Origin of the sequence: Aliidiomarina quisquiliarum, from assembly GCF_023922585.1 — a bacterium.
Classification (GTDB): Bacteria; Pseudomonadota; Gammaproteobacteria; order Enterobacterales; family Alteromonadaceae; genus Aliidiomarina; species Aliidiomarina quisquiliarum.
Window position 1 is genome coordinate 14,215 of sequence record NZ_JAMFTN010000027.1, and the last position, 24,432, is coordinate 38,646.

General features: G+C 48.8%; 22 protein-coding genes and 1 pseudogene. 17 read left to right on the forward strand and 6 right to left on the reverse strand.

Features of this window, described 5'->3' with window-relative positions:
- Positions 1-53 precede the first annotated feature (53 nt).
- Positions 54-1,064, forward strand: a complete 1,011-nt coding sequence (locus M1L23_RS11815) for a PAS domain-containing protein (protein WP_252627644.1) — start codon at positions 54-56, stop codon at positions 1,062-1,064.
- Positions 1,065-1,069: 5 nt separating this feature from the next.
- Here the strand turns inward: M1L23_RS11815 and M1L23_RS11820 are convergent.
- Positions 1,070-1,716 (reverse strand): annotated as a pseudogene (locus M1L23_RS11820) (integrase core domain-containing protein).
- Between the two features lie 247 nt (positions 1,717-1,963).
- Here M1L23_RS11820 and M1L23_RS11825 point away from each other — a divergent pair.
- Genes M1L23_RS11825 through envZ form a run of 9 tightly spaced genes read left to right on the forward strand, consistent with a single transcriptional unit; the run spans position 1,964 to position 10,920 of the window.
- Positions 1,964-2,566: a TetR/AcrR family transcriptional regulator gene (locus M1L23_RS11825; RefSeq protein ID WP_252627645.1), complete on the forward strand. Its 603-nt coding sequence runs from the start codon at positions 1,964-1,966 to the stop codon at positions 2,564-2,566.
- A 57-nt stretch (positions 2,567-2,623) separates the two neighbouring features.
- On the forward strand, positions 2,624-3,649 hold the full coding sequence (gene hlyD / locus M1L23_RS11830; protein WP_252627646.1) for a secretion protein HlyD: 1,026 nt from the start codon (positions 2,624-2,626) through the stop codon (positions 3,647-3,649).
- A gap of 4 nt (positions 3,650-3,653) precedes the next feature.
- Positions 3,654-5,402 carry an ATP-binding cassette domain-containing protein gene (locus tag M1L23_RS11835; protein ID WP_252627648.1) on the forward strand — a complete coding sequence of 583 codons (1,749 nt, stop codon included), beginning with the start codon at positions 3,654-3,656 and terminating at the stop codon, positions 5,400-5,402.
- Positions 5,399-6,526, forward strand: a complete 1,128-nt coding sequence (locus M1L23_RS11840) for an ABC transporter permease (protein WP_252627649.1) — start codon at positions 5,399-5,401, stop codon at positions 6,524-6,526. The genes M1L23_RS11835 and M1L23_RS11840 overlap by 4 nt, the downstream gene beginning before the upstream one ends.
- Before the next feature lie 2 nt (positions 6,527-6,528).
- Positions 6,529-7,653 (forward strand): ABC transporter permease, encoded by a 1,125-nt coding sequence (locus tag M1L23_RS11845; protein ID WP_252627650.1) that lies wholly within the window; start codon positions 6,529-6,531, stop codon positions 7,651-7,653.
- A gap of 30 nt (positions 7,654-7,683) precedes the next feature.
- A complete protein-coding gene (locus tag M1L23_RS11850) occupies positions 7,684-8,541 on the forward strand; it encodes an LOG family protein (protein WP_252627651.1) in 858 nt (285 codons plus the stop codon).
- Entirely contained in the window at positions 8,538-8,801 is a 264-nt protein-coding gene (locus M1L23_RS11855; protein ID WP_252627652.1) for a hypothetical protein, read from the forward strand. Before M1L23_RS11850 ends, M1L23_RS11855 begins: the two co-directional genes overlap by 4 nt.
- A gap of 39 nt (positions 8,802-8,840) precedes the next feature.
- Positions 8,841-9,566, forward strand: a complete 726-nt coding sequence (gene ompR, locus M1L23_RS11860) for an osmolarity response regulator transcription factor OmpR (protein ID WP_252627653.1) — start codon at positions 8,841-8,843, stop codon at positions 9,564-9,566.
- Positions 9,532-10,920 (forward strand): two-component system sensor histidine kinase EnvZ, encoded by a 1,389-nt coding sequence (envZ, locus tag M1L23_RS11865; RefSeq protein WP_252627654.1) that lies wholly within the window; start codon positions 9,532-9,534, stop codon positions 10,918-10,920. Before ompR ends, envZ begins: the two co-directional genes overlap by 35 nt.
- Before the next feature lie 15 nt (positions 10,921-10,935).
- Here the strand turns inward: envZ and sthA are convergent, their stop codons facing one another.
- Both sthA and yrfG read right to left on the reverse strand, forming a co-directional pair.
- Positions 10,936-12,363: a Si-specific NAD(P)(+) transhydrogenase gene (gene sthA, locus M1L23_RS11870; RefSeq protein WP_252627655.1), complete on the reverse strand. Its 1,428-nt coding sequence runs from the start codon at positions 12,361-12,363 to the stop codon at positions 10,936-10,938.
- 83 nt (positions 12,364-12,446) lie between these two features.
- Positions 12,447-13,103: a GMP/IMP nucleotidase gene (gene yrfG, locus M1L23_RS11875; protein ID WP_252627656.1), complete on the reverse strand. Its 657-nt coding sequence runs from the start codon at positions 13,101-13,103 to the stop codon at positions 12,447-12,449.
- 22 nt (positions 13,104-13,125) lie between these two features.
- Here yrfG and nudE point away from each other — a divergent pair, with 22 nt between their 5' ends.
- Together nudE and cysQ are read left to right on the forward strand one after the other, a co-directional pair.
- The gene (gene nudE / locus M1L23_RS11880) at positions 13,126-13,734 is read left to right on the forward strand and encodes an ADP compounds hydrolase NudE (protein WP_252627674.1); all 609 of its coding nucleotides are present in this window, start codon (positions 13,126-13,128) and stop codon (positions 13,732-13,734) included.
- The gene (cysQ, locus tag M1L23_RS11885) at positions 13,731-14,570 is read left to right on the forward strand and encodes a 3'(2'),5'-bisphosphate nucleotidase CysQ (RefSeq protein WP_252627657.1); all 840 of its coding nucleotides are present in this window, start codon (positions 13,731-13,733) and stop codon (positions 14,568-14,570) included. Before nudE ends, cysQ begins: the two co-directional genes overlap by 4 nt.
- A gap of 11 nt (positions 14,571-14,581) precedes the next feature.
- On the opposite strand, the gene M1L23_RS11890 is transcribed toward cysQ, so the two are convergent.
- On the reverse strand, positions 14,582-14,806 hold the full coding sequence (locus M1L23_RS11890) for a YheU family protein (protein WP_252627658.1): 225 nt from the start codon (positions 14,804-14,806) through the stop codon (positions 14,582-14,584).
- On the reverse strand, positions 14,781-15,836 hold the full coding sequence (locus M1L23_RS11895; RefSeq protein WP_252627659.1) for a hydrolase: 1,056 nt from the start codon (positions 15,834-15,836) through the stop codon (positions 14,781-14,783). The genes M1L23_RS11890 and M1L23_RS11895 overlap by 26 nt, the downstream gene beginning before the upstream one ends.
- Positions 15,837-15,870: 34 nt before the next feature.
- On the opposite strand from M1L23_RS11895, the gene M1L23_RS11900 reads away from it, so the two are divergent.
- Positions 15,871-18,708, forward strand: a complete 2,838-nt coding sequence (locus tag M1L23_RS11900; protein ID WP_252627660.1) for an insulinase family protein — start codon at positions 15,871-15,873, stop codon at positions 18,706-18,708.
- Positions 18,709-18,734: 26 nt separating this feature from the next.
- On the opposite strand, the gene M1L23_RS11905 is transcribed toward M1L23_RS11900, so the two are convergent.
- Positions 18,735-20,639, reverse strand: coding sequence for an ATP-binding cassette domain-containing protein (locus M1L23_RS11905; protein ID WP_252627661.1), 1,905 nt, complete (start codon positions 20,637-20,639; stop codon positions 18,735-18,737).
- Between the two features lie 153 nt (positions 20,640-20,792).
- On the opposite strand from M1L23_RS11905, the gene M1L23_RS11910 reads away from it, so the two are divergent.
- The 4 genes from M1L23_RS11910 to M1L23_RS11925 are packed head-to-tail and all read left to right on the forward strand — an operon-like array spanning position 20,793 to position 24,427.
- Positions 20,793-21,002, forward strand: coding sequence for a YheV family putative zinc ribbon protein (locus M1L23_RS11910; RefSeq protein ID WP_252627662.1), 210 nt, complete (start codon positions 20,793-20,795; stop codon positions 21,000-21,002).
- A gap of 17 nt (positions 21,003-21,019) precedes the next feature.
- On the forward strand, positions 21,020-22,606 hold the full coding sequence (locus M1L23_RS11915) for an NAD(P)H-hydrate dehydratase (protein WP_252627663.1): 1,587 nt from the start codon (positions 21,020-21,022) through the stop codon (positions 22,604-22,606).
- Positions 22,593-23,084: a tRNA (adenosine(37)-N6)-threonylcarbamoyltransferase complex ATPase subunit type 1 TsaE gene (gene tsaE, locus M1L23_RS11920; RefSeq protein WP_252627664.1), complete on the forward strand. Its 492-nt coding sequence runs from the start codon at positions 22,593-22,595 to the stop codon at positions 23,082-23,084. Before M1L23_RS11915 ends, tsaE begins: the two co-directional genes overlap by 14 nt.
- Positions 23,081-24,427 (forward strand): N-acetylmuramoyl-L-alanine amidase, encoded by a 1,347-nt coding sequence (locus M1L23_RS11925; RefSeq protein WP_252627665.1) that lies wholly within the window; start codon positions 23,081-23,083, stop codon positions 24,425-24,427. The genes tsaE and M1L23_RS11925 overlap by 4 nt, the downstream gene beginning before the upstream one ends.
- Positions 24,428-24,432 lie beyond the last annotated feature (5 nt).

Below are 24,432 nucleotides of genomic sequence, written 5' to 3' on the forward strand. Positions count from 1 at the left end.
CAGGCTCCGCGTTGTGATAAACCTAGATAGGAGGAACATATGGAGTTTTGTAGATGCAGCGACCGGCCACCCCCGAGGACGAAAAACAACGTCAGGCTGCGCTTGATGCAACCGGGCTTTTACATTCAGGCTCAGATCCGCGCTTCGACCGAATCACCCGCATGGCGAGTGAGTTATTTTCGGTACCTGTGTGCCTTGTCTCTTTGATTGACCGTGAAAGGCAATGGTTTAAATCCTGTTATGGACTGAATGAGCAAGAAACTGCGCGAGATATCTCATTTTGTGGTCATACCATTTTAGAAGAAAGGCCACTGATTGTAGAGGATACCTGGGGTGACCGTCGGTTCGCCGATAATCTTCTCGTTATCAGTGGGCCTAAGATTCGCTTCTACGCAGGTGTTCCCCTAAAAGCACTGGGGCGATTTCACATTGGCACCTTATGTATTATCGATACCGAACCAAGGTCTTTATCAGCACAGCAAGTTGAGCTTCTTGTAGATCTTGCTGCTATGGTTGAAACTCTGGTTGAAGCTGACGTTGACGCAAAACAAGTTCGGGCAGTGCTTGAAGCGACAATGCAAGAAAAAGAGCACCGTGCACAATTAGTGATTGAGGGTACGAGAGTCGGTACCTGGCAATGGAACGTGCAGAGCGGTGAGACCGTATTCAATGAGCGATGGGCTGAAATTGTTGGTTATTCCCTAGCCGAGCTGGAACCGATCAGTATTACTACCTGGATGGATTTGGTCCACCCGGACGATCTCGCAGAGTCAGAAGCAAGACTCAACGCACACTTCTCCGGTGAGCGGGACATGTACGATTGCAAATGCAGAATGCGCCATAAGCTCGGGCATTGGGTGTGGGTCCACGATCGCGGCAGAGTCGTTCAGTGGACCGCGACGGGCGAGCCATTGCTCATGTATGGAACCCATGCGGATATTAGCGAGGAAGTTGCGAGTCAGCAGGCTTTGCAGAGTAGCCGCAACGAACTGGCTTCACTAATTGAAAACATGCCAGGAGTTACCTACTGTAAATACCCCATTTATAACACAGTCATCTCGTAGAGAATTTATGCCGCATTTCGGTACTCTAACGGCGTCATGTCATTCAGTGAGTCGTGTGGTCGTTCAGTGTTATATAGCTCAATCCAGTCTTCGGTTATTTGCTTTACCTCATTCAGGTTGTTGAAAATATATAAATCCAGTACATCATCACGATACGTTCGGTTAAATCGCTCAATGTATGCGTTTTGGTAAGGGCAACCAGGTTTGATGTAATCAATCATAATGCCATGCACTTTTGCCCAGCTGGTGAAGACTTCTGAGGTAAATTCACTGCCGTTATCAACGCGAATTTTCTCAGGGTAACCGTGCCATTCAGCNGGCCTAGCTTTCGAAGGCGTTTAAAGCGTTTAGGAAAACCCCAGCGATGATGTTTTTCAATCAACGCATTGAGTGCATCAATGATTGCAGTGTCATCGGTTAACTTAGGTTCGTAATAATAAGCGGTACGGCTGATGCCAACCGCATTACAGCACGTTACAACGCTCGCGTTATACCGCACATCGGACGCTTCCATACCGCCATATTTTTCGCGCCACTTATAAAATGTTGAATTGCCGATGCCATACTTACGGCAGAGGTTTTTGATCGGCATGCCGACTTCAGCTTCTTTCAAAATCGCCACAATTTGGCTTTCAGTCTTTCGTTTGCTCATCGTAAAACTCCTTTGCTTTAGCTTAAAAGAAATTCTACGAGTAATCTGTATTATTTTACGGGGTAGTTACAGGTGCGTGTGTGCGCAGCCGTGCACTCCATTCAAACTAGAAAGCGAATAATAACAACTATTTAAAGCAAAGCCCCACGTTGCATTGAGTGGGGCTTTTTGTGTTTGTAAAATTCCTTTGCAAAAGCGAAGTCTCAGGCATAAGATAGTAACTAGTTACTATCTTTAAGGGCCGGTTATGACCAAGTTTCCAAAACATCTTCCTGCCGACGAGCGGCGTTCTGCCACTGTGGCTACCGTTATTGATTTAGCCGCGGAACAAAACCCCAGCGACATAACTACCGCGGCCATTGCTAAGCGCATGGGCTTAACCCAGGGCGCTATATTTCGCCACTTTGCTAATAAAGACGCCATTTTAGAAGCGGTTATGGCTTGGGTTTCGAAACGCTTATTAGCCCGAATAGACAAAGCCATAAAAAATGCCGCGTCGCCCTTAGATGGGTTAGAGGCAGCTTTTTTAACCCATGTCGACTTTGTGGCTAAACATCCTGGCATACCACGCATGCTGTTTGGCGAATTGCAGCGCACGGGTGAAACCTTACCTAAAAAAATGGTGCAAACATTATTGCAGCACTACAGCGAGCGTATTAGCCAGCAACTTGCTCAGGGTAAAGAGCAAGGCCAGCTATACGCCGATTTAGACATAAGTGCCGCCACTTTATTGTATGTGGGAACTATTCAAGGCTTGGTAATGCAGTCGGTGCTGGTTGGGCATACCAAAACAATTAAAGACGACGCGGCACGTGTGTTTGCTATTTACAGCCGGGGTATTCAAGCCTAAACAAGCCAATAGCAGTTAAGTGCAAGCGGTAGCAATACGCTTGCGGAGGTATAAAACATGATAAAAACATTCTTTTCTAAGCCTATTAAATGGTTGGTTGTGGTGGCTGTTATTGCGCTGGTCGGTTGGTTTTGGCAGCAAAGTAAAACTGTTGAAAACCCCAACCTACTGCTGTACGGCAACGTAGACATTCGTGAAGTGCAGCTGGCTTTTAGGCAGCCAGGCCGTATAGAAACCATGTTGTTCGACGAAGGCGACAGCGTGCAGGCGGGCGATAGAATGGCAACACTCGACGCCCAGCCCTACCAAGAAGCCTTGCGCGTAGCCGAGGCAACCGTAGCGTTGGCCGAAGCCGAACTGGCAAAAATGAAACGTGGTTTACGGCCGCAAGAAATTTCTCAGGCCGAACAAAATGTGAATCAGGCGCTGGCCATTGAGCGCGACACAGAAAGTAATTACCGCCGCCAACACGACTTGTATGAAACAGGCCTAAGTAGCCAGCGTGCATTAGACGCTGCGCGGGCTGCTTACGAACAAGCAGTGGCGCAAGTGAAGTCGGCCCGAGCGGCATTGTCGCAGGCAGTAGAAGGGTTTCGCGGCGAAGACATTGCGGCCGCTGAGGCGCGCTTAGCTTCGGCCCAGGCGCACCAGGCCCAAGTTGCCACGGCCTTAGCCGACACGGAATTAGTGGCGCCCAGTGAAGGCACGGTTATTACCCGAACCCGCGAGCCGGGCAGCATGGTTACCAGCCAGCAAACCGTGTATAGCTTAAGTTTAAATTCGCCGGTGTATGTTCGTGCCTATATTGGCGAGCAACAGCTAGGCCGTATTGCACCAGGCACGCAAGTAAAGGTGTATTCCGACTCGTCGAGCAAAACTTATGTGGGGCAGGTGGGTTTTATTTCACCCCGTGCTGAATTTACCCCGAAAACAGTTGAAACCACAGACTTACGTACCGACTTGGTGTACCGCTTACGCATTGTAGTAACCAACGCCGACAAAGCCCTACGCCAGGGCATGCCGGTTACCATAGAGGTAGAAAACGACTGGTCGCTGGCGCCTAAAACCGTGCCGGAGCATTAATAATATGCTGGCCAATAATACAGCGGTGGTAATTGAAGGCGTAAACAAGCACTTTGCCAATACCAAAGCATTGCGCAACTTGAGCGCCACCATTCAATACGGCCAACTTACTGGCATTGCCGGCCCCGACGGGGCTGGTAAAACCACCCTTATGCGTATTCTTACTGGGTTATTAGAGCCCAACGCAGGCCATGCTACGGTGGCGGGTTTTGATGTGGTGAACAACAACGAAGCCATTCATGTGGTTACGGGCTATATGCCACAACGATTTGGCTTATACGAAGACCTAACGGTAATGGAAAATATGCGTTTGTACGCGCGCTTGCGCGGAATGAACGTTGCTGAGCATACGGAATTATTTGCCGAGCTGTTGGAATTTACTCGCCTTGGCCCTTTTACCGAGCGCCTGGCGGGTAAATTGTCCGGTGGTATGAAACAAAAGCTAGGCCTTGCCTGTGCGTTAATGGCCAGGCCAAAAGTGTTGTTGTTAGACGAGCCCGCCGTAGGCGTAGACCCCGTTAGCCGGCAAGACTTATGGCGCATGGTGCAAGCCTTAACCGACGAAGGTATGGCGGTGGTGTGGTCGACGGCGTATTTAGACGAAGCCGAGCGGTGCGATACGGTGTTGTTGTTGAACGAAGGCCAGCTAGTATTTCAAGGGCCACCGGAAGAATTAACCAACCGCTTGGTAGGGCGCAGTTTTCGGCTTGAAAACGTGGGCGCCGAGCGCCGCGCGGTGTTGGCAGAAGTGTTAAACTTGCCCAGTGTAAGCGACGGTGTTATTCAAGGGGCTGCGGTTCGCGCGGTACTTCGAAAAGACGCCCAGGTAAATGAATTACAGCAGTTAGCCAACCGCGTGCAAGCAACCATACAGGAAGTGCCGCCGCGCTTTGAAGACGCCTTTATCGACTTGTTGGGTGGTGGCCCAGGTGGTACTTCGGCCTTGGCGGAGCGCTTGCCGAAGGTGGAGTTAGCTTCTAATATTGCCGTGTCGTGTAAGCATTTAACTAAGCGTTTCGGTGACTTTACCGCCACCAATAACGTGAGTTTTGAGGTGCAAAAAGGCGAAATATTTGGTTTGCTTGGCCCCAATGGTGCAGGTAAGTCGACCACCTTTAAAATGTTATGTGGGTTAATGAAGCCAACCGCGGGGGAAGCCCACGTGGTGGGGTTAGACTTGCGTAAAGCCACTGGGGCGGCGAAAGGCCAGTTGGGTTATATGGCTCAAAAGTTTTCCTTGTATGGTTTGTTGTCGGTTAAGCAAAACTTAGAATTTTCTGCCGGTGTATATGGTTTAAGTGGTGCCAAGCAACGGCAGCGTATTGCCGAAATGATCAAGGGTTTTGCCCTAGAGCCATGGCTAAATAGCTCGCCCGACTCGTTACCCTTAGGTTTTAAGCAGCGCTTGGCGCTGGCTTGTGCGGTTATGCACCAACCGCCGGTGTTATTTTTAGACGAGCCCACTTCGGGGGTCGACCCCATTACCCGCAGAGAATTTTGGACCCATATTAATGGTTTGGCCCGCAAAGGCGTAACCATTATGGTAACCACTCACTTTATGGACGAGGCAGAATATTGTGATCGGGTGGCGTTGCTGCACCGTTCCGAGCTTATTGCCTTAGACACGCCCGACGCACTAAAACGAAGCGCTATTACCGAACAATGCCCAGACCCCACCATGGAAGACGCCTTTATATATTTAGTGGAAGCGGCCGACTTAGCCGACGATCTTAAAAAGCAGGGGGGCGTATGAAGGTGAAAAAGTTCGACTTAAAACGGCTAGGCGCCTTGGTGTACAAAGAAAGCCTGCAGGCTATACGCGACCCTTCTACGCTGTTAATTGCCTTTGTGTTGCCGGTGGTGCTGTTGTTTTTATTTGCCTATGCGGTGTCGCTTGATGTACGCGACGTGCGCATTGGTGTGGTGCAAGAGTCTAATTCGGCGCCGGCCCAGCAGTTGGCGGCGGCTTTTGCTAGTACCCGTTATTTAAATGTAACCATGGCGCAAGACCGGCGCGAAGTGGCGGAACAAGTGGTGTCGGGTAAATTGCGTGGCTTTGTGGTTATTCCTCAAGACTTTGAACAACGCTTACACAGCCAAAATGGCCTACCACTAATTCAAATTATTACCGACGGCTCGCAGCCGAACACCGCCAACTATGTGGCAAATTATACCCAAGGGGTAATTCAAAACTGGGGCGCTGGCGCAGGCATGAAGGTGGCGCCGGCCGCCATAGAGCTAGAGCCCCGTTATTGGTTTAATGCCGAATTGGAAAGCCGCCGCTCGCTAGTGCCGGGTGCTATTGCCATTGTTATGACCATTATTGGCACCATGCTAACGGCGTTAGTGGTGGCGCGCGAATGGGAGCGCGGCACCATGGAAGCGGTTATGTCGACGCCGGCTTCGGTGGTGGAAATTCTGATTGGTAAGCTGTTGCCTTATTTCGTGCTGGGTATGTTAGCCACCTTAGGGGCTGCGGCCTTGGCTATTTTCGTGTTCAATGTGCCGTTGCGCGGCTCGCTGGCGGCGCTGTTGTTTTTGTCGGCGGTGTTTATGATTCCAGCGTTAGGGCAAGGGTTACTTATTTCGTCGGTTACTCGTAATCAGTTTTTAGCTGCACAAATAGCGCTGTTCTCTGGGTTTTTACCGGCCTTTATGCTGTCTGGCTTCTTGTATGAAATAGACGGTATGCCCGCTCCCATTCAGTTTATTACTTGGTTTGTGCCGGCCCGATATTTTGTTTCGTCGTTAAAAACGGTGTTTTTAGTGGGCGACATTTGGGCTGTGTTTTGGCCAAACCTACTTGCCATGGCCGCCATTGGTACATTTTTCTTTGTGCTGGCTAAACGTGCCACCCGCAAGAACTTGGAGGGCTAATAATGACAAAGCAGTCGAGTTCGTTTTCTATAGTACGGCTACGGGCGCAATTTATAAAAGAAGTGTTCAGCGTGCTAAGAGACCCACGCAGCCGCATGGTTATTTTTGCGCCGCCCTTATTGCAGTTATTAATATTTGCCTTTGCCGCTACCTTAGAAGTAAGCAATGTAGAACTTGCCGTATACAACCAAGACTCGGGGCGCTGGTCGCAAGAGCTTGTTATGCGTTTAGACCACGCCGACTTTGTTAGCAACATTCACTATGTGGGCAAAAGTAGCGATTTACAGCGCTTAATTAATGAAGGCAAAGTTATTGCTGGTATTCAGGTGCCTATTGATTTTTCTCGGCAAATTACCGCTGGCGCAAGTGGCCAACTGCAAGTTCTTATAGACGGCCGGCGAAGTAATTCGGGGCAAATTACCTTTGGTTATTTGTCGGCTATTGTGGCCGACATAAGTGCCGAAGTGCAGGCGGAGCAAAGCCAAATTACCCCAGTGGTGGTGCGCCATTGGTTTAACCCGAACTTAAATTATCGTTGGTTTATTGTACCGGGGTTAAGCGGCATTTTAGCGTTTTTTAGCGCCTTAATGATTACGTCGTTGTCGATTGCCCGTGAACGTGAATTAGGCACCTTTGATCAGCTATTAGTGTCGCCCACCTCAACGGCTGAAATTATTATTTCAAAGTCGTTGCCGGCCTTGGCTATTGGTACGTTATTAGGGCTATTAATGATTGCCGCGGCGGTGTTCTTATTCCAAATTCCTTTTAGTGGCTCTTTTTGGTTGCTGTTAATTAGCATTGTTTTGTTTATTTTGTCGGTGGTAGGTATTGGCTTAATGATTTCAGCCATAAGTAGCACCCAGCAGCAAGCTATATTGGGGGCTTTTGCTATTGGCGTGCCGGCGGTATTAATGTCGGGCTTTGCCACCCCCGTTGAAAATATGCCTATGATATTACAAGCCTTAGCTCAAGCTATTCCGCTTACGCACTTTTTAGTAATTGTGCAGGGCAGTTTTTTAAAAGCACTTACTCCAAGCGACATTTTAGCCAACGTGTGGCCGTTGTTGGTTATTGCTGTGGTGTCGTTAACCCTAGCCACTTTATTTGTAAGAAGGCGGCTAGAGTAACTGGGTTTATTCAAACACGAGGGCAAATACATGCAAACCACAGACATGACATGGCGGTTGTTATCTATTCTCGAGTCGCCTACGTATCGTTTGGCTGAAGCCGATATGGAATTGCTTAACCATGCAGACTTAAGACCAATACGGCTGCAGCTAGAACTACTCAAGCCAGAATTGGTGTTACGCCAAGAGCATATACATTCTACGGTGGTGGTGTTTGGCAGTGCCCGCGTGCTTGATACTGATTCGGCTGACAAAGAATACGCTAACAAGGCCACACAAAGCCGAGCCAAGCCAAACAATACAGGCCTTAAGCAAGAACTAAGCCTGGCTACTAAGCGGGTAGAACAAGCGCGGTACTACGAGCAAGCCCGCCAGTTTGCCAAGTTAATTTCAGCCCGCTTTCAACAAGAAAAACGCAATGACTTTGTTGTGGTTACAGGCGGTGGCCCGGGCATTATGGAAGCGGCTAATCGTGGTGCCTATGAAGCTGGTGCCCGTTCAATTGGCTTAACCATTACTTTGCCGAACGAAGAAAACCCTAACCCCTATATTAGCCCTGAATTAGCCTTTCGTTTTCATTACTTTGCCTTGCGCAAAATGCACTTTTTAATAAAGGCCAAAGGGCTGGTTACTTTTCCTGGCGGCTTTGGCACCCTCGACGAACTATTTGAAGTGCTTACCCTAATTCAAACCGGCAAAATGCCGCGCATTCCTATTGTGCTGGTTGGCCAAGCTTTTTGGCAGCGAGCGATAGACTTCGACTACTTGGTGGCCGAAGGCTACATAAGCGCTAGCGATTTGAACTTATTTAGCTACGTAGACGACGCAGCAAGCGCCATGGCGGAATTAGAGCGGTTTTACCAAAACAATAAAAAAGGTGACCTATGAAACTGGCAAAATATACCTACACAACCATGTTGCTGGCCCTAATGTTGTGGGCGAGTTCAAATTCGCTATTGCATGCGCAAGCAAATAATGAAGTGCCGAATATGGTGTTGCAGCAAGTTATGCAAAAACTTGGCCGCGATATGGAAGCTGTAACCGCCGCTATAGCAGTTGAAAACTGGGCCCTTGTGGCCGAGCTGGCACCGCAAATTGGCAGCGTTGTTAATTTGCTAGGGTATAAATATTGGCAACGGCGCTGCTGATCCTTACACTGTTGTTTGAAACCGTATGGAGATAACAACGTGGGCGAAACAGTAAACCGAATTTTAATAGTAGACGATGACGTGCGCTTACGTGCGTTGCTAGAACGATATTTAACCGACCAAGGCTTTCAAGTACGGGCTGTGGCCGACAGTGGGCAAATGGACCGGTTATTATTACGTGAAACCTTTCATTTAATTGTGCTCGACTTAATGCTGCCGGGCGAAAACGGCATAGCTATTTGTCAGCGGCTACGAAGCAAAAATAATTCTATTCCTATAATTATGCTAACGGCGAAGGGCGACGAAGCAGACCGTATTTTGGGCTTAGAAGTAGGCGCCGACGACTATATGCCTAAGCCTTTTAACCCCCGCGAATTGCTAGCGCGCATTAGGGCGGTGCTGCGGCGTCAAGTACGAGAAACGCCCGGGGCGCCCAGTTCTGATGGCCAAGAAGTGGAGTTTGGCGGCTTTTGCTTTAATTTAGCTACCCGCGAGCTGCACCGTGGCATTGAAGTTATTAACCTAACCAGTGGCGAATTCGCGGTATTAAAAGCCTTGGTAAACCATGCGCGCGAACCCCTTTCACGCGACAAATTAATGCACTTGGCCCGTGGCCGCGACTATAGCGCCATGGAACGTAGTATTGACGTGCAAGTGTCGCGCTTGCGGCGCATTATTGAAGCCGACCCGAGTAACCCGCGCTATTTGCAAACCGTTTGGGGCTTGGGTTATGTGTTTGTTCCCGACGGCGTTGCCCAAACCTAATATGAAATACTTACCCCGCACAGCGTTTGCTCGTACCTTGGTGTTGCTGGCTGGAATTTTAATTATTAACCAAGTGGTGTCGTACCTAATGATTACTATGTACGTGGTTAAGCCCAGTGTTCAGCAGCTTAGTTATTTGGTTGGCAAACAAATTCAAGCACACCAACTTATTGCCGAGCAACGTTTGTTGCCCCGCTTACGCGAACGCTATAGCGAAATTTCTGGGGTTGAAGTATTCACGGCTAATGAAGCCATTCAAGCTGGGGTCGACTTAGCTGTTCCTTATTCTTTTATTTCTAATGAACTAAGCAGCTTACTTGAACAGCCCGTAACGGTACGTTTTAGCCAAACAGGACTTATTCATATTTGGGTGCAATTCGACGGTGATTCAACCTGGTATCGGGTGGTATTAAGTAGTTTAGACGACCGCCAGTTTTCACCATTATTATTTTATTTATTACTTATTGGCAGCTTAAGTGTGGCGGGTGGGGCGTGGTTTGCCCGATGGTTAAACCGGCCTTTGCGGCGCTTGCAGCGGGCGGCATTAGACATGAGCCGAGGAATTTACAGCGACCCATTGCCAGAAGCAGGGGTTTCAGAAGTGGCTAACGTAACCCAAGCCTTTAATAAAATGTCGCGCAGTATGCAAAAGTTAGACGCTGACCGCTCATTGTTATTGGCGGGTATTTCTCACGACTTACGCACCCCATTAACACGCATTCGGCTGGCTGCCGAAATAATGTCAGTAAGCGACAGCCATTCAAATGAAGATGCCAGTCAGTCAAATGAAGATGTATTTAGCGAGACCATGTATGAAGGTATCGTGCGCGATATTGACGATATGAATTCGATTATTGATCAATTTGTCGACTTTGTTCGCTCGCCCGACATGAGCGACGTGGCTAAAGTGAGCTTAAATGAACTTATTCATGACGTGGTGTTAACCAACGATTACACCGAACTAGAGCCGATAGAATTAGCGCTCGATAATAATTTGCCATTACTTTTAGTGAACCCTACGGCTATTAAGCGTTTGCTAACGAATTTAGTGGTGAATGCGCGGCGTTATGGTGTTCCGCCAATTATCATTCGCAGTGGCTGGAATAAGCGCAAAGCCCGGGTGTGGTTTTCGGTGAGCGACGCAGGTAAAGGTATACCGGCCGAAGACTTTGAAGAAATGTGTGCGCCCTTCAGGCAAGGCGACACAGCCCGCGGCGGGGAAGGCTCAGGGTTAGGTTTGGCTATAGTGCGGCGTATTGTCGACGTGCATGAAGGCGAACTACGGGTTAATAATAAACCGAGTGGGGGCTTCAGTATTAGCGTAGAGCTGCCACTGAAGCGCCACCATAAATAAACAACTGAATAACAGTTAGCTTTCTGGTGCTAAGCGGTTCATGCCGTTTAAAGCTGCAACACGATAGGCCTCGGCCATAGTTGGGTAATTAAAGGTGGTATTAATAAAGTAATTAATATTATTACCGCCGTTTTTCTGTTCCATAATAGCCTGGCCAATGTGAATAATTTCCGAGGCACGTTCACCAAAGCAGTGAATGCCTAAAATTTCTAATGTTTCACGGTGAAAAATAAGTTTTAGGCTGCCCACATCGCTGTCGGCTATTTGTGCTCGAGCTAAATGCTTAAACTGCGCACGCCCCACTTCATAGGGCACTTTGTGGGTGGTTAATTGCTCTTCTGTTGCGCCCACTGAACTAATTTCAGGAATGGTATAAATGCCGGTGGGAATGTCGGAAATAAGCTTGGTGTCGCACGTGCCGTCGAGCATGGCAGTGGCAGCAATACGGCCTTGGTCGTAAGCGGCACTAGCAAGGCTGGGGTAGCCAATTATGTCGCCCACGGCGTACACATTATCTACCGATGTACAGTAATTTTGGTCTACTTCTAGTTGGCCACGGTGGTTAGCTTGCAAACCAATAGCTTCGATATTTAAGCCTTCAATATTACCAGAGCGGCCGTTGGCGTATAACAGGCAGTCGGCAAACATACGCTTGCCCGACATGGTAGTTAAAATAACGTTGTCGGCACCGCCTTCAATGGTTTTGAATTCTTCACCATGGCGAATAATAACGCCGTTGTTGCGTAAGTGATAACTGAGTGCGTCGGAAAACTCAGAATCAAGGAATGACAACAAACGGTCGCGGTTATTCACTAAGTCAACCTTTACACCTAAACCGCGGAAAATACTGGCGTATTCACAACCAATAACTCCGGCGCCAACAATAATAATAGAGCGTGGGTCATGGTCTAGGGTTAATACCGTGTCGGAGTCGTAAATACGAGGATGCTTAAAGTCGACATTGTCAGGCCGGTAAGGGCGCGAACCGGTGGCAATTACTACTTTACCAACATTAAGCCGATCTACCGAACCGTCGGGTTTTTTTACTTCCAAGTGGTGCTTGTCAATAAACGACGCATAACCATGAATAACAGTTACGTGGTTACGCACATAAAACGAGCTGCGTAAGGCCACTTGTTTGCGGATAACGGTTTCAGAGTGGCGCAAAATTTCTTTAAAAGACAACCGGCGTGGCATTTGGTCTTGCTTAAACAGTGGGCTAGAATTGTATTCAATTAAGCGGTTTACCGAGTGGCGTAAGGCTTTAGAAGGAATAGTGCCGCGGTGGGTGCAGCTGCCGCCAAGCCTTGGGTAGGCTTCGACAATAGCTACTTTTTGGCCACGCTTGGCTAGCATCATGGCGGCGCCTTCGCCGGCCGGGCCCGAGCCAATAACGACGAAGTCGTAGTCTGCGGTTGTTGTTCGTTTGTTGTGCTTAGCCATAGGCTCCTCGTGTTTACTACTGGGCAACGTAAAACCCGCGCTTTACGCTGCTAATTGTAACTTAAATCAGCTGCTTGTAGGTATTACTCTATTGCAGGTAATTGCGCAAATGAAGCCACCGACATGTGCCGACTAAAACGAGTAGCGGGCTGTTGGCTGTCGGGGGTTTCAATGCCAAGGGTATAACGAATACCAAAGGTGCGGGCACTGTCTAAAATATGTTCGCTGTCGTCGGCAAACAAAGTACGTTCGGGGTTAAATTGCAACTGTTGCTGCAGCCCTAGCCAAAGCTCTTGAAATTCTTTGCAGTAGCCAAAGTCGTGGGTGGAATATTGTATGGCGCACCGTTGTTGTAAGTCGGTGTATTTGTTTTTTAGTGCCAGCGCGTCGGGGTGGGCGTTGGTTACAATAACCACTTCTTTACCGGCCTGCTTTAAAGCGTCGAGAAAAGCGGGTGCGTCGGGCCGATATTTAATTTTGTCGGCGAAGTGTTCTTTTAGTTCTCGAATGGGTAGCTTTAAGGTACGTTCCCAGTAGTCGATACAATACCAATTAAGGGTACCTGCCACCTGGCTGAAGGCATTACGAAAGAATGACTGGGTTTGCTGCACCGAAAGTTGATGCTGTTTTGCATAGCACTGCAGTAAATAATCGTTCCAAAAATGGTTGTCGTAATGTAAGTCGAGTAGGGTGCCGTCCATGTCGAGCAGAACGGTGTCTATTTCAGACCAATTTAACATGCAGTTTCCCCGTAGTTTCGTTATGGTATATGTTCAACACGCTGATGGAGCTGTGAGCAAACGTATTGTGCCTAGTAAGCAAGTTCCCACCATATTGTCGCGTCAGATTGTAGCGGAAAGTCGCTTGCTACGCATTGAAGCAATAAACCTAAAATTTAGTAATGGCGCCCTACGCCAATACGAACGTATGCAAGGTAGTGGCCGTGGTGCGGTATTAGTGGTGCCCATGCAAGATGAACACACCATGTTACTTATTCGTGAGTATGCCGCCGGCTTGCATAATTACCAGCTTGGCTTCCCTAAAGGGTTAATCGACCCGGGTGAAACGCCAGCACAAGCCGCCGACCGCGAACTTAAAGAAGAAATTGGCTTTGGTGTGCGCGAACTTAAAGAGCTTAAAACCGTAACTGTGGCGTCGTCTTTTATGGCTGCCCACATGACCTTATTTGTTGGCCGCAACTTATACCCAGAATGGCTGCCTGGTGACGAGCCCGAGCCATTGGAAATAGTACCATGGAAGCTGTCGGAACTCGATAACTTGCTAAACCAACCCGACTTTACCGAAGCACGAAGCATTGCTGCGTTATTACTTTTACGCCGTTGGCTCGACCAGGGAGGGTGGAACACATGAGTTTCATGCCTAGTACCGAGCTAGCGGCATTGCTAGAGCCAACCTGCGATGTTGCCAGCGAAACGGGCAAGCTGTTGCTTGAATTACAACGCAGCGGTGGGTTTGCGGTAGAAAGCAAAAGTGACAGTTCACCGGTTACTTCGGCCGACTTTGCCGCCAGCGACTTAATTGTACGGCGCTTAACCACACTAACCCCACATTTGCCGGTGCTAACGGAAGAAGCCTTAAGGCCTTGGCGCGAGCGCCGTGATTGGGGTTCGTATTGGTTAGTAGACCCCCTCGACGGCACCCAAGAATTTATTTACGGCAGCGACGACTTCGCCGTAAGTATTGCCTTAGTAGAACAAGACCAACCCGTGTTAGGGGTTATTTATTGGCCGGCTAAAAATGCCGTGTACTTTGCTGGCCGTGGCCAAGGAGCGTGGCGTAAAGTTGGCAGTAAATTAGCAAACATTCGGGTGCGGCAACTGCTTAACCCGGCTACTGATCCAATTACTATTGCCCTTAGCCGTCGCCAGCCCGCCGAACGTATATTGTCGCGTATGCACAATGGTAACCGCACAGTGGAACGGGTGCTTACGGGTAGTTGTGCGTTAAAGTCGTGTTTGGTGGCAGAAGGCACCGCCGACTGCTTTTATCGGGTGGGTGAAACCGGCGAGTGGGACACCGCCGCGGCACAAATTTTAGTACAAGAAGCGGGGGGTAGTTTAGTTGACGAGCACTTTAATGCCTTGTTATATAACCACCAGAAAAACCCTGTGAACCCGAACTTCTTAGTATTGGGCGACCCACGTATTGCTTGGCCGCTAATATTTAACGGGCAGAGGCCGGCTTAGCTACTGGTAGGCTATTCTTCCGGTACATAACCCGACTTTGGCACAATATGCGCACTTTCGTGTAATTCAGACCAAACAATAATAGCGTCGCCGGCTTTTAGTTGGCGACGCACTTGGTTTACTTTGGTGGCTAGTGAAACGTCGAATTCGCCATATTCGGTACCTTCCATTAACACAAACTGTTCTATTAGCTTGGTAAGTGTTTCTGCTTCAAGCTTTTGCCATGGAATGAGCATAAAACTCCTGTTCAGTAAAAAAATTAAATAAACGTGGTGGTAGCCAAGGTAAGGCATTGCCGTTACGTTTTTCAATAAAACCCACGTGACCACCCCGTTGGTGTAGTTCGTAGTGTACCTGCGGGCTTAGCGCATTGCGATCCGGGATCGACGCCTTGCAGGTAAAGGGGTCGTCTTTAGCATGCACAATAAGCAGCGGAGTTTGAATAGCACCTAAAAATTGTAACCCACTACACTGGCGGTAATAGTCGCTGGCGCTGCTAAAGCCGTGCAAAGGTGCTGTAACAAGGTTGTCGAAATTAGGAAAGTCGCGAATAGACAGCAAGCAACGCTCGGTTATGTTTAGGTGGTTGGCAAGCACGCCATTTTCTAGTTTAGCTAAGGTTTTTTGTTTTAGGCTATTTAGTAAATGGTTACGGTACATGCGCGACCAGCCCCGGTTAATGCGTTGCGAACTGGGCGCTAAAGCGAGCGGTGCCGACACCGCCGCTGCCGCCACAATAGGTAGTTCGGGCGACTCGGCCAGTAATTTCACCAACATATTACCGCCTAAACTATAACCCGCTGCATAAAGTGGCTTGGCAGTAAACTCGTGGGCTAAGTACTGCACAAAAAAACGAGCGTCGGCGGTGTCGCCGGAATGATAAGCACGGGCAGTACGGTTGGGCCGGCCAGAGCAGCTTCGAAAGTGCATAACCACGGCGTGCCAGCCTTGCTGCTTAGCTTCGAGCATAAGTTGGTCGGCATAAGACGACTTAGCACTGCCTTCTAAACCATGAAATATAACCAGCAGGGGTGCGTGGCTTGCGGCTATTGTTGCCCGTGGTGCGGTCCAAGCTAAGTCAACAAAGTCGCCGTCGGGTAGGGTTAGTTCTTGCCAAAACAATTCTACACGGGGCTGATACTTGGCTAACCGCGACCAAAGGGTTTGTAAATGAGCGTTTTTAAACCATGGGTGAGGGTTAAAAACCTGGGGCTTGAAATGGTTAGAAACAATTGTTTCATTGAACGGTGCCGGTTGGGCTTGCATAATCTAACCTTCATTCTGTTGATGGACCATATACATGAAGCTTTCTAATTATAAATTACTTTTCGTAACTGTTTTGCTACTTAGCTTGGCGTTAACGGGCTGTTCGGCACCCGAGGTTCAAGTAGCCAGTAGCGATCAAGTTTACACTAGTCCGTACGATACCCGCGAATACCGCGCCTTAACCTTAGAAAATGGTATTCAAGTAATGCTGGTAAGCGACCCTGAAACAGAAAAGTCGGCGGCGGCATTGGCAGTGGGTGCCGGTAGTATGCAAAACCCCGACGACCAACTGGGTTTAGCGCACTTTTTAGAACACATGCTGTTTCTTGGCACTGAAAAATACCCAAACCCAGATGAATACAGCGAATTTATGGCGCGCCATAACGGTATGCATAATGCCTACACCGCCGACGACCATACTAACTATATGTTTGAAATAAATAACAATGCTTTGCCAGAAGCCTTAGACCGTTTTGCCGACTTCTTTAAAGCCCCGCTGTTTACGCCTGAATATGTAGAAAAAGAAGTAAACGCAGTGAATTCAGAATGGTCGATGCAACGTGCCAACGACGGTTTTGTAATGTTTGCGCTGAATAATATTACCTTAAACCCAGCCCACCCTATAGCCCGCTTTCGTATTGGTAATAACGAGTCGTTAAGCGACAAGGAAAACAGCAAACTGCTACCAACCATGGTGGAGTTTTATCAGCGTTATTATTCCGCCAATTTAATGACCGTAGCGTTAGCAGGTAACCGTAGCCTAGACGAGCTAGAGCAATTGGCCCGCGACGCTTTTAGCGACATCCCTAACTTTAACGCCAAGGTAGACGACATTACCGTACCGCCGGCAACCGCCAACGAACTGCAACAGGTTATTTATTACAAGCCACAGGTTGAAACCCGTGAGCTGTTGTTCGACTTTCTTATACCCGACATGAGCGCCGCGTTTCTAAGTAAGCCGGCGGGTATTGTGTCGTATATTATTGCTTCGGAAATGCCAGGTACCCCGGCGGCCTTATTACGTGAAGCTGGCTTTATCGAGTCGATGAGTTCGTGGGGCGAAGCGAATAACTACGGCAACGCTGGGCGCTTACGGGTTCACATTAGCCTAACTGAACAAGGGTACGCACAAAAAGAATTGGTAATGGGGCTGTTGTTCCGCTACCTCGATGAAATTCGCCACGAAGGTGTTGATTTAGCCTATGTAGACGAAGTGCGTACAGTATTGAACAATGACTTTCAATTTTTGCGTCGCCAAGGGGCGTTCCAATATGTGTCGAATTTAGCCGCGGTAATGCAAACGGTGCCGATGCAGCATGCGGTTGACGGCGATTATCGCTTAGACCATTTCGACGCTGCGGCCACCCAACAGGTGCTCGACAGTTTAACCCCTGCCAATGTGCGCATTTTTGTTATTGCCGCCGATGTAGAAACAGACCGAGAAATGCACTTTTTCGACGGCCACTACCGCATTGAAAAACTAACGGAACAAACCATTGCTGACTGGAAAAATATGGCGGGGCCAGTGCCTATTAATTTGCCTGCCGTAAACCGTTTATTACCAGAAAACCTAAGTTTGGTATTAGGCGCAATAAGCAAAGAGCCCAAAACATTATTAAATAACCAAGGTGTGTCGTTGTTGTACCAGCGTAGTGAACGTTTTGCCGAGCCCCGCGCTGCGGTAACGGTGAACTACCATAAGCTGCTAAGTGAATTAACTTGGGAACAGCGTACAGCCGCCCGCATGCTGCTAGACACCTTTAACTTGAGCGAACAAGGTTTTGCCCGTGAAGCGTCGATTGCTGGGGTAAGTTTTAGCCTAAGCTTAGGTACCGGGCTAGAATTATTTATGTCGGGTTTTAACGACAAGCAAGAGCAATTAGCTAGCATGGTTATGGACCGCTTTTTAGCTTTTACACCTTCGCCAGAACAGCTAGAGCAGTCGCGCGACCGGTTCCGCCGGCAAATTGAAAATATGCGCCGAGAACGGCCACTACAGCGTTTATTTCCTACTTATACGCAACTGACAGCAGCTGAATATAAGTTAGAAAGTGAACGCCTAGCGGGTATTCAAGCCATTACCATGGAGCAAGTGCTGGCCAGTCGTGAGGCACTATTAAGCGATGTAAGCGTACGAAGCTTTGTGTATGGCAATCATGCGGAAGCCACCGCGTTGGCCTTAACCCGTAAGCTTGCAAGCTATGCCCAGGTGAATGCCGACCGTACTTTCCAAGAGTTTGAACCAACGCGAGAGCTAAACGACTTTCCGTTGAACTTCCAAAGCGACACCCAGTTAAGCGACAGCGCCGTGCTGGACGTTTACCTGTTAAATGAAACGTCGATGCAAGCCCGTTTAGCCGTAAGCATGCTGCGCGACCTCATGCACACTCGCTTTTTTAACCAATTGCGTACGGAAGAACAGTTAGGTTATGCGGTGGGTGTGGCGGGAGTAAACTTACAAGATCGCCCCGGCTTTGGCTTTTATATTCAAAGCCCAGTGCGTGGGCCAAGCGACTTAATTGCTCGTTTTGACACCTTTAAAGACAACTTTTTGCCATACTTAACTGAACTAAGCGACGAGCGTTTTGCTGAAGTGCAGGCGTCTATTCGCAGTAACCTAGTGCAACCACCACAAAATTTAAGTGAAGAAGCAAGCTTGGTGCGCAGAGAATGGCGTAAAGCACAGCCTATGTTTGATCGGCGCGAGCAACAGTTGGCCTTAGTCGACAGCATGACCAAGGCTGACTTAGTGCATTTTTATAACCGCTTAGTAAGCAATGAGGCGTTACGTACCCGGGTACAATTCCGTGGCAGTGACTTTACCGACACGGAATTTGTTACACAGGAAGGTTGGAAGGTGTTTAGCGAATAGTTTTTTGCTAAGCAAATGAATATGAGCTACTGATTCAGTAGCTCATATTGCGCCTCAAGCTCTAGCCATTCAGCTTCTAATTGCTCAAGTTCATTTTGCTGCTGACCTTGCTGCTGAAATAAAGCCTTTAACTGCTCGGCCGATTTGCTTTGGTAAATATCAGGGTTTGCCAAGGTTTCATTTATCAGTGCTAAGCTTTGTTCTACTTTCTGCATGGCCATTTCGGCTTTCTTTATTTTGTTTCGTAGAGGCTTTAATTGTTCGCGCTGGGCTGCTGCGGCTCGGCGCTGTTGTTTCTTTTGATCTTTAGCTTCGGCATTATCTGCTTGACTGTTCACTACACAAGAATCTTCAATTGAAGAGGTTTGCTCGTTCAGCCATTGGCTATAGTCGTCAAGGTCGCCCTTAAAGTGCTCTACGGCACTATTGGCAACTAAATAGTAGTCGTCAACGGTAGCGCGTAAAAAATGTCGATCGTGCGACACTACTACCATGGCCCCAGAAAATTCTTGTAGCGCCATAACCAGAGCTTCGCGCATATCTAAGTCGAGGTGGTTGGTGGGCTCGTCGAGTAATAGTAAGTTTGGCCGCTGGTATATAAGCATGGCTAACACTAAGCGGGCTTTTTCACCGCCAGAAAAAGGTGCAACAGGCTCGAAGGCACGGTCGCCTTTAAAGCCAAAGCGGCCTAAGTAGTCGCGCATTTTTTGTTCCGCCGCGCTTGGGTCTAGCCGCAACAGGTGCGCCATAGCGGTTTCTTCGGGGTGCAAAGTGTCGAGCTGGTGCTGGGCAAAATAACCAATAGCTAAGCCTGCGCTTACTTCTCGGTCTCCTGTTAGGGGTTGTATTTCCCCGGCCAGCAGCTTGGTTAAAGTTGACTTACCCGCACCGTTACGCCCTAACAAACCAATACGGCTGCCAGGCACTAAGTTAAAGTGAATGGCTTTTAAAACAACCGTGCTGCCATAACCGGCTTGTACGTTGTCGAGTTTAATCAGTGGGTTAGGCAGTTTGTCTGGTTTTGGAAAGGTAAGGTCGTAGCTTACGCTTTCGTCGAGCGGCGCGGTGGCGGTTAATTTTTCTAAGGCTTTTAAGCGGCTTTGGGCCTGCTTTGCTTTACTGGCTTTAGCGCGAAAACGGTCGACAAAACTTTGTAAATGAGCCCGTTGGTCTTGCTCTTTAGCAAATTTTTGCTGTGCTTGGGCACGGCGCTCGGCACGCTGGCGCTGAAAGCTGGAATAGTTACCTTGATAGCTATTGGTGGTGCCTTGTTCAATATGTATGGTGTGGGTAATTACGCCGTCGAGGAAGTCGCGGTCGTGAGAAATAATCATAACCGTGCCGGGAAAGCGTACTAGCCAACTTTCTAACCAAATAATAGTGTCTAAGTCGAGGTGGTTGGTGGGCTCGTCGAGTAATAATAAGTCGGCCCGTGCAATTAATGCCTGAGCTAAGTTTAAGCGCATACGCCAACCACCCGAGAATGACTGCACCGGGTGGTTAAGTTGTTCGGTGGTAAAACCAAGGCCCGCCAATAGCGCCGAAGCGCGGGCTTCTATTTGGTAACCGCCAATAGTGTCGAGCTGGCCATGCAGTAGCGCAATGGCATTGCCGTCGTTGTTTAATTCTGCTTGTGTTAGGGCGGTTTGAATAGCCATGTATTCGCTGTCGCCAGCAATAACATAGTCGCGGGCAGGGGTGTCGAGGGCCGGTGTTTCTTGCGCTACACTAGCTATACGCCATGCTTTAGGAATACTAAGTTCGCCGTGATCTTGCTTTAGTTCGCCACGTATTAAGGCAAAAAGCGATGACTTACCAGTACCGTTAGCGCCCACTAAGCCGACACGTTGCCCGGGAAAGATGGTAAACTGTGCAGCGGTAAGCAATAGTTTGCTACCACGCATAAAACTAAGATTTTCGGCCTTGATCATATAATTTAAGAACATCGCTTGGTTAAATGAGAAGCGGGCATGATACTGGTTTTAGCTAAACATTGTTAGATAGGTAGTGCCAGATACTTTTTGCCTGCTAGATTCTATTCGCTATATTCTTTAGGCAGGCTTTGTGAAACAAGAGAGGAAAAAATGACCCGCACCCGAAAGCGTTTTATTGCCGGCGCAATATGCCCAGAATGTAAAGACGAAGACAGCCTAATGCTTTACGAAGAAGGTGGGCAAGAGCACGTAGAATGTGTGTCGTGTCATTACAAAATGAGCGAGCGCGACGCCAAGGCAAACACTAAAACGCCACCAACACCACAGCAAGAACAGCTTATTGGGTACTTTAAACCTTAAGGAATTAAAAACTGATTATGAAAAACACTAGGTTAACATGCACGACCTTTAAGAGCATTTCGCAGCCATTATATACGCCAGCACAAGTGCGTGAATATGAAGGCGTGGCAGCTGAAAATGCGGGTATTACCATGTGGCAGCTAATGGAGCGTGCTGGCCAAGCGGTAATAAATTGTTTGCGGCATCGTTTTCCTATTCCGGTAACTGTTGGTGTGCTTTGTGGCAGTGGTAATAATGGCGGCGACGGTTATGTGGCGGCTACTCTTGCTCGCCAAATGGGCTACAACGTACGTGTGTTTGCCAACCAAGAATTAAATAGTAAACAAAGTTTAGAAGCCGCATTAGCGCTAAATCTTTGGCTTGAAACTGGTAACCAAGTAGAAAGTTTTGACGACTGGTTAGCCAGTAGCACCGACGTGGTAATAGATGCCTTGCTAGGTACTGGCTTACAAGAAAACGTGCGCGACGACTTAGTGCCAATTATTGAAGAATTAAATAGCCGCAATATTCCGGTTATAGCTATAGATGTGCCTAGCGGTTTAAATGCCGACACCGGTCAAATACAAGGCTGTGCAGTAAAGGCGGCCCATACAATTAGTTTTGTGGGTATGAAGCGCGGCTTATATACGGGCGCGGCCCGCGACCATTGCGGCCAGCTTTGGTTTGCCGATTTAGGCTTAAAAGAAGCTTTTCGTGAACTAACTGAAGTGTCGGCTTGGCGCTTAGAAGCGCGCCAACTTAGCTACTGGCTGGCGGCACGAAAACAGCAAAGTAATAAAGGCGACTTTGGCCACTTACTTATTATTGGTGGCCAACAAGGTATGACCGGCGCCTTGCAACTGGCGGGTGAAGCTGCGTTGCGCAGCGGTGCTGGTAAAGTAACCATAGTGTGCCAGCCGGGGCAGGAAGGTTTTGTAGCCGAAGTGCCAGAATTAATGGTGCTGGGCCTTGATCCAAACAACATTGCCGACGCCACCCGGTTAGACATTCTTATTGCCCACGCTACCCATATCGCTATTGGGCCGGGCTTGGGGCAGTCTGAATGGGGTCAGAACCACTGGTTGCGGGTGCTGGAGTCGGCTAAGCCCATTATTGTCGATGCCGATGCATTGAACCTTTTAGCTGCAACGCCGCTCAAACGAGACAATTGGATACTTACGCCGCACCCAGGTGAAGCAGCACGGTTGTTAGGCACCGACACCGCCAGCATACAATTAAATCGCTGGCGAAGTGTGAAGGCCTTGCAAGAAAAATACGGTGGTTGTGTAGTATTAAAAGGTTCGGGCTCATTGGTGCAAGACGCCACCGACGTAGGCGTATGTGCTGCCGGAACCCCAGCCTTAGCTACCGCAGGTACAGGCGACGTATTAACTGGCGTGATTGGTGGTTTAATGGCACAGTCGGAAGCATTAGCCTTAACACCGTGGGAAGCCGTAAGTGCAGGGGTGTTAGTGCATGCCCTAGCCGGCGAAACGGCGGCCCATGAATTGTCGTTAGCTAGCCGCAAAAAAGGTGCCGCGCCAACGCCAGTAAGCCGTGGTATGACCGCTTCGAACCTATTGCCACATATTGTAAAATGGGTGAACCCAAATGAACGTGACTAAAGCCGCCTCAGTGGAAAAGTTGCTATTAGCCGATGAAGCAGCAACACTAGCTTTAGGTGCAAGCTTGGCAAAGGCGTGCACGCAGGCCACCGTTATTAGCTTGCAGGGCGACTTAGGGATGGGGAAAACAACCTTTTCGCGCGGTTTTATTCAGGCTTTAGGGCATAAGGGGGCAGTGAAAAGCCCCACCTATACACTGGTAGAGCCCTATGAATTAGCCAGTTGGCGGGTGTACCACTTCGACCTGTATCGCCTAGCCGACCCTGAAGAACTTGAATTTATGGGTATTCGAGATTACTTTTCAGCAGACAGCTTGTGTTTAATTGAATGGCCAGAACGTGGCATGGGTGTTTTACCAAGCCCCGACATTGCAGTGCGTTTTACTGCAGCACGTTCGGCTACAGGAGCGCCCACACGGGAAGTGGTGCTAGAAGCACTAACAACAATAGGGCAGCAAATATTGAATAGTCGCCTATGAAAAACCTTCATCAACAGCTCAGTTGTTTATTGCTTGCGGTGTTAATGTTTTCCGCAGCGAGCGCCCATGCGTCGGCTATCGACAGCGTTCGGGTGTGGCCTACGCCCGAACAAACGCGCATTGTTTTTGATGTGGCCGCCGAGCCCAGCTACACCTATTTTACGCTTTATGAAAACGGCCCCAAGCGTATTGTTATCGACTTTAAAAACAGTAAAAACAATGCCGACTTAAAGGCGGTAGAAATAGAGTCGTTATTGCTTAACCGTATTCGGCTAAGTACCCCACCTAACGCAAGCACGGTACGTATAGTGCTTGAAGTGAACGACGCGGTAGACCCAAAAATATATAAATTACCACCAACCGGCCCTTATGGGCATAGGCTAGTTGTTGACTTGGCGGGTATTTCAATGGTTGTTCCTCCTGCACCTGTGCGCGAGTCGCGCGTGGTGCGAACTGCAGAATGGAGCGAGCATAGGCCCGTTGTGGTTGCCATTGACGCCGGCCATGGTGGGCAAGATCCTGGTTCAATAGGGCCTACGGGCACCTATGAAAAAATGATAACGCTAGCTGTAGCCCAACGGTTGGCGGCAAAAATTAACGCTGATCCGGCTATGGAAGCCGTGTTAACACGTAACGGCGACTATGGTATGTCGTTGGCGCAACGGGCGTCGCAAGTGCGTCAGGCCCGGGCCGACTTCTTTATTTCAATTCATGCGGACGCTTTTACTACGCCCCAACCGCGGGGCGCTTCGGTATGGGTGCTGTCGCGTAGCCGCTCGGAAACAGAATACGGTCGTGCCTTAGAAAACAAAGAGCGTTTAAGTGAAGAGCTATATGAATTAGATTCACGCCTACAAGAAAATGGTAACGACCCATTTTTAGCGCGGGCATTGCTAGACATGCGGCGCGACGATTCCATGCAAGACGGTTCGTTAGCGGCTGAAATATTACTTGACCAATTGGGGCGAGTAACTACGTTGCATCGGCCCAAGCCACAAGGGGCAAGCTTTGCGGTACTCAGCAATATTGGTACTCCTTCGGTGTTGGTAGAACTTGGCTTTATTTCTAACCCGCATAAAGAACGCCTATTAAAAAGTGCTGCGCACCAAGAAAAACTGGCTGCAGCATTGTACGCAGGGTTACGCACCCATTTTACGCGCTATCCGGTTGATGGCACTATTTTAGCCCACCAGCAACTACACAAACATGTGGTTGCGCGGGGTGAGTCGCTGTCGATTCTGGCTCAGCGCTACAACACCACGGTCGACGCCATTGTTCAATTTAACGATTTGGGCAGCACCACTATTCGTGTGGGCCAAGAACTGCATATTCCAACATCGTAACTAGT

Bases quoted from the DNA above. Each gene is read 5' to 3' on its own strand.
- M1L23_RS11815 (WP_252627644.1), top strand. From the start codon at position 54: ATGCAGCGACCGGCCACCCCCGAGGACGAAAAACAACGTCAGGCTGCG.
- M1L23_RS11825 (WP_252627645.1), top strand. From the start codon at position 1,964: ATGACCAAGTTTCCAAAACATCTTCCTGCCGACGAGCGGCGTTCTGCC.
- hlyD (WP_252627646.1), top strand. From the start codon at position 2,624: ATGATAAAAACATTCTTTTCTAAGCCTATTAAATGGTTGGTTGTGGTG.
- M1L23_RS11835 (WP_252627648.1), top strand. From the start codon at position 3,654: ATGCTGGCCAATAATACAGCGGTGGTAATTGAAGGCGTAAACAAGCAC.
- M1L23_RS11840 (WP_252627649.1), top strand. From the start codon at position 5,399: ATGAAGGTGAAAAAGTTCGACTTAAAACGGCTAGGCGCCTTGGTGTAC.
- M1L23_RS11845 (WP_252627650.1), top strand. From the start codon at position 6,529: ATGACAAAGCAGTCGAGTTCGTTTTCTATAGTACGGCTACGGGCGCAA.
- M1L23_RS11850 (WP_252627651.1), top strand. From the start codon at position 7,684: ATGCAAACCACAGACATGACATGGCGGTTGTTATCTATTCTCGAGTCG.
- M1L23_RS11855 (WP_252627652.1), top strand. From the start codon at position 8,538: ATGAAACTGGCAAAATATACCTACACAACCATGTTGCTGGCCCTAATG.
- envZ (WP_252627654.1), top strand. From the start codon at position 9,532: ATGTGTTTGTTCCCGACGGCGTTGCCCAAACCTAATATGAAATACTTA.
- sthA (WP_252627655.1), bottom strand. From the start codon at position 12,363: ATGGCTAAGCACAACAAACGAACAACAACCGCAGACTACGACTTCGTC.
- yrfG (WP_252627656.1), bottom strand. From the start codon at position 13,103: ATGTTAAATTGGTCTGAAATAGACACCGTTCTGCTCGACATGGACGGC.
- nudE (WP_252627674.1), top strand. From the start codon at position 13,126: ATGGTATATGTTCAACACGCTGATGGAGCTGTGAGCAAACGTATTGTG.
- cysQ (WP_252627657.1), top strand. From the start codon at position 13,731: ATGAGTTTCATGCCTAGTACCGAGCTAGCGGCATTGCTAGAGCCAACC.
- M1L23_RS11890 (WP_252627658.1), bottom strand. From the start codon at position 14,806: ATGCTCATTCCATGGCAAAAGCTTGAAGCAGAAACACTTACCAAGCTA.
- M1L23_RS11895 (WP_252627659.1), bottom strand. From the start codon at position 15,836: ATGCAAGCCCAACCGGCACCGTTCAATGAAACAATTGTTTCTAACCAT.
- M1L23_RS11900 (WP_252627660.1), top strand. From the start codon at position 15,871: ATGAAGCTTTCTAATTATAAATTACTTTTCGTAACTGTTTTGCTACTT.
- M1L23_RS11905 (WP_252627661.1), bottom strand. From the start codon at position 20,639: ATGATCAAGGCCGAAAATCTTAGTTTTATGCGTGGTAGCAAACTATTG.
- M1L23_RS11910 (WP_252627662.1), top strand. From the start codon at position 20,793: ATGACCCGCACCCGAAAGCGTTTTATTGCCGGCGCAATATGCCCAGAA.
- M1L23_RS11915 (WP_252627663.1), top strand. From the start codon at position 21,020: ATGAAAAACACTAGGTTAACATGCACGACCTTTAAGAGCATTTCGCAG.
- tsaE (WP_252627664.1), top strand. From the start codon at position 22,593: ATGAACGTGACTAAAGCCGCCTCAGTGGAAAAGTTGCTATTAGCCGAT.
- M1L23_RS11925 (WP_252627665.1), top strand. From the start codon at position 23,081: ATGAAAAACCTTCATCAACAGCTCAGTTGTTTATTGCTTGCGGTGTTA.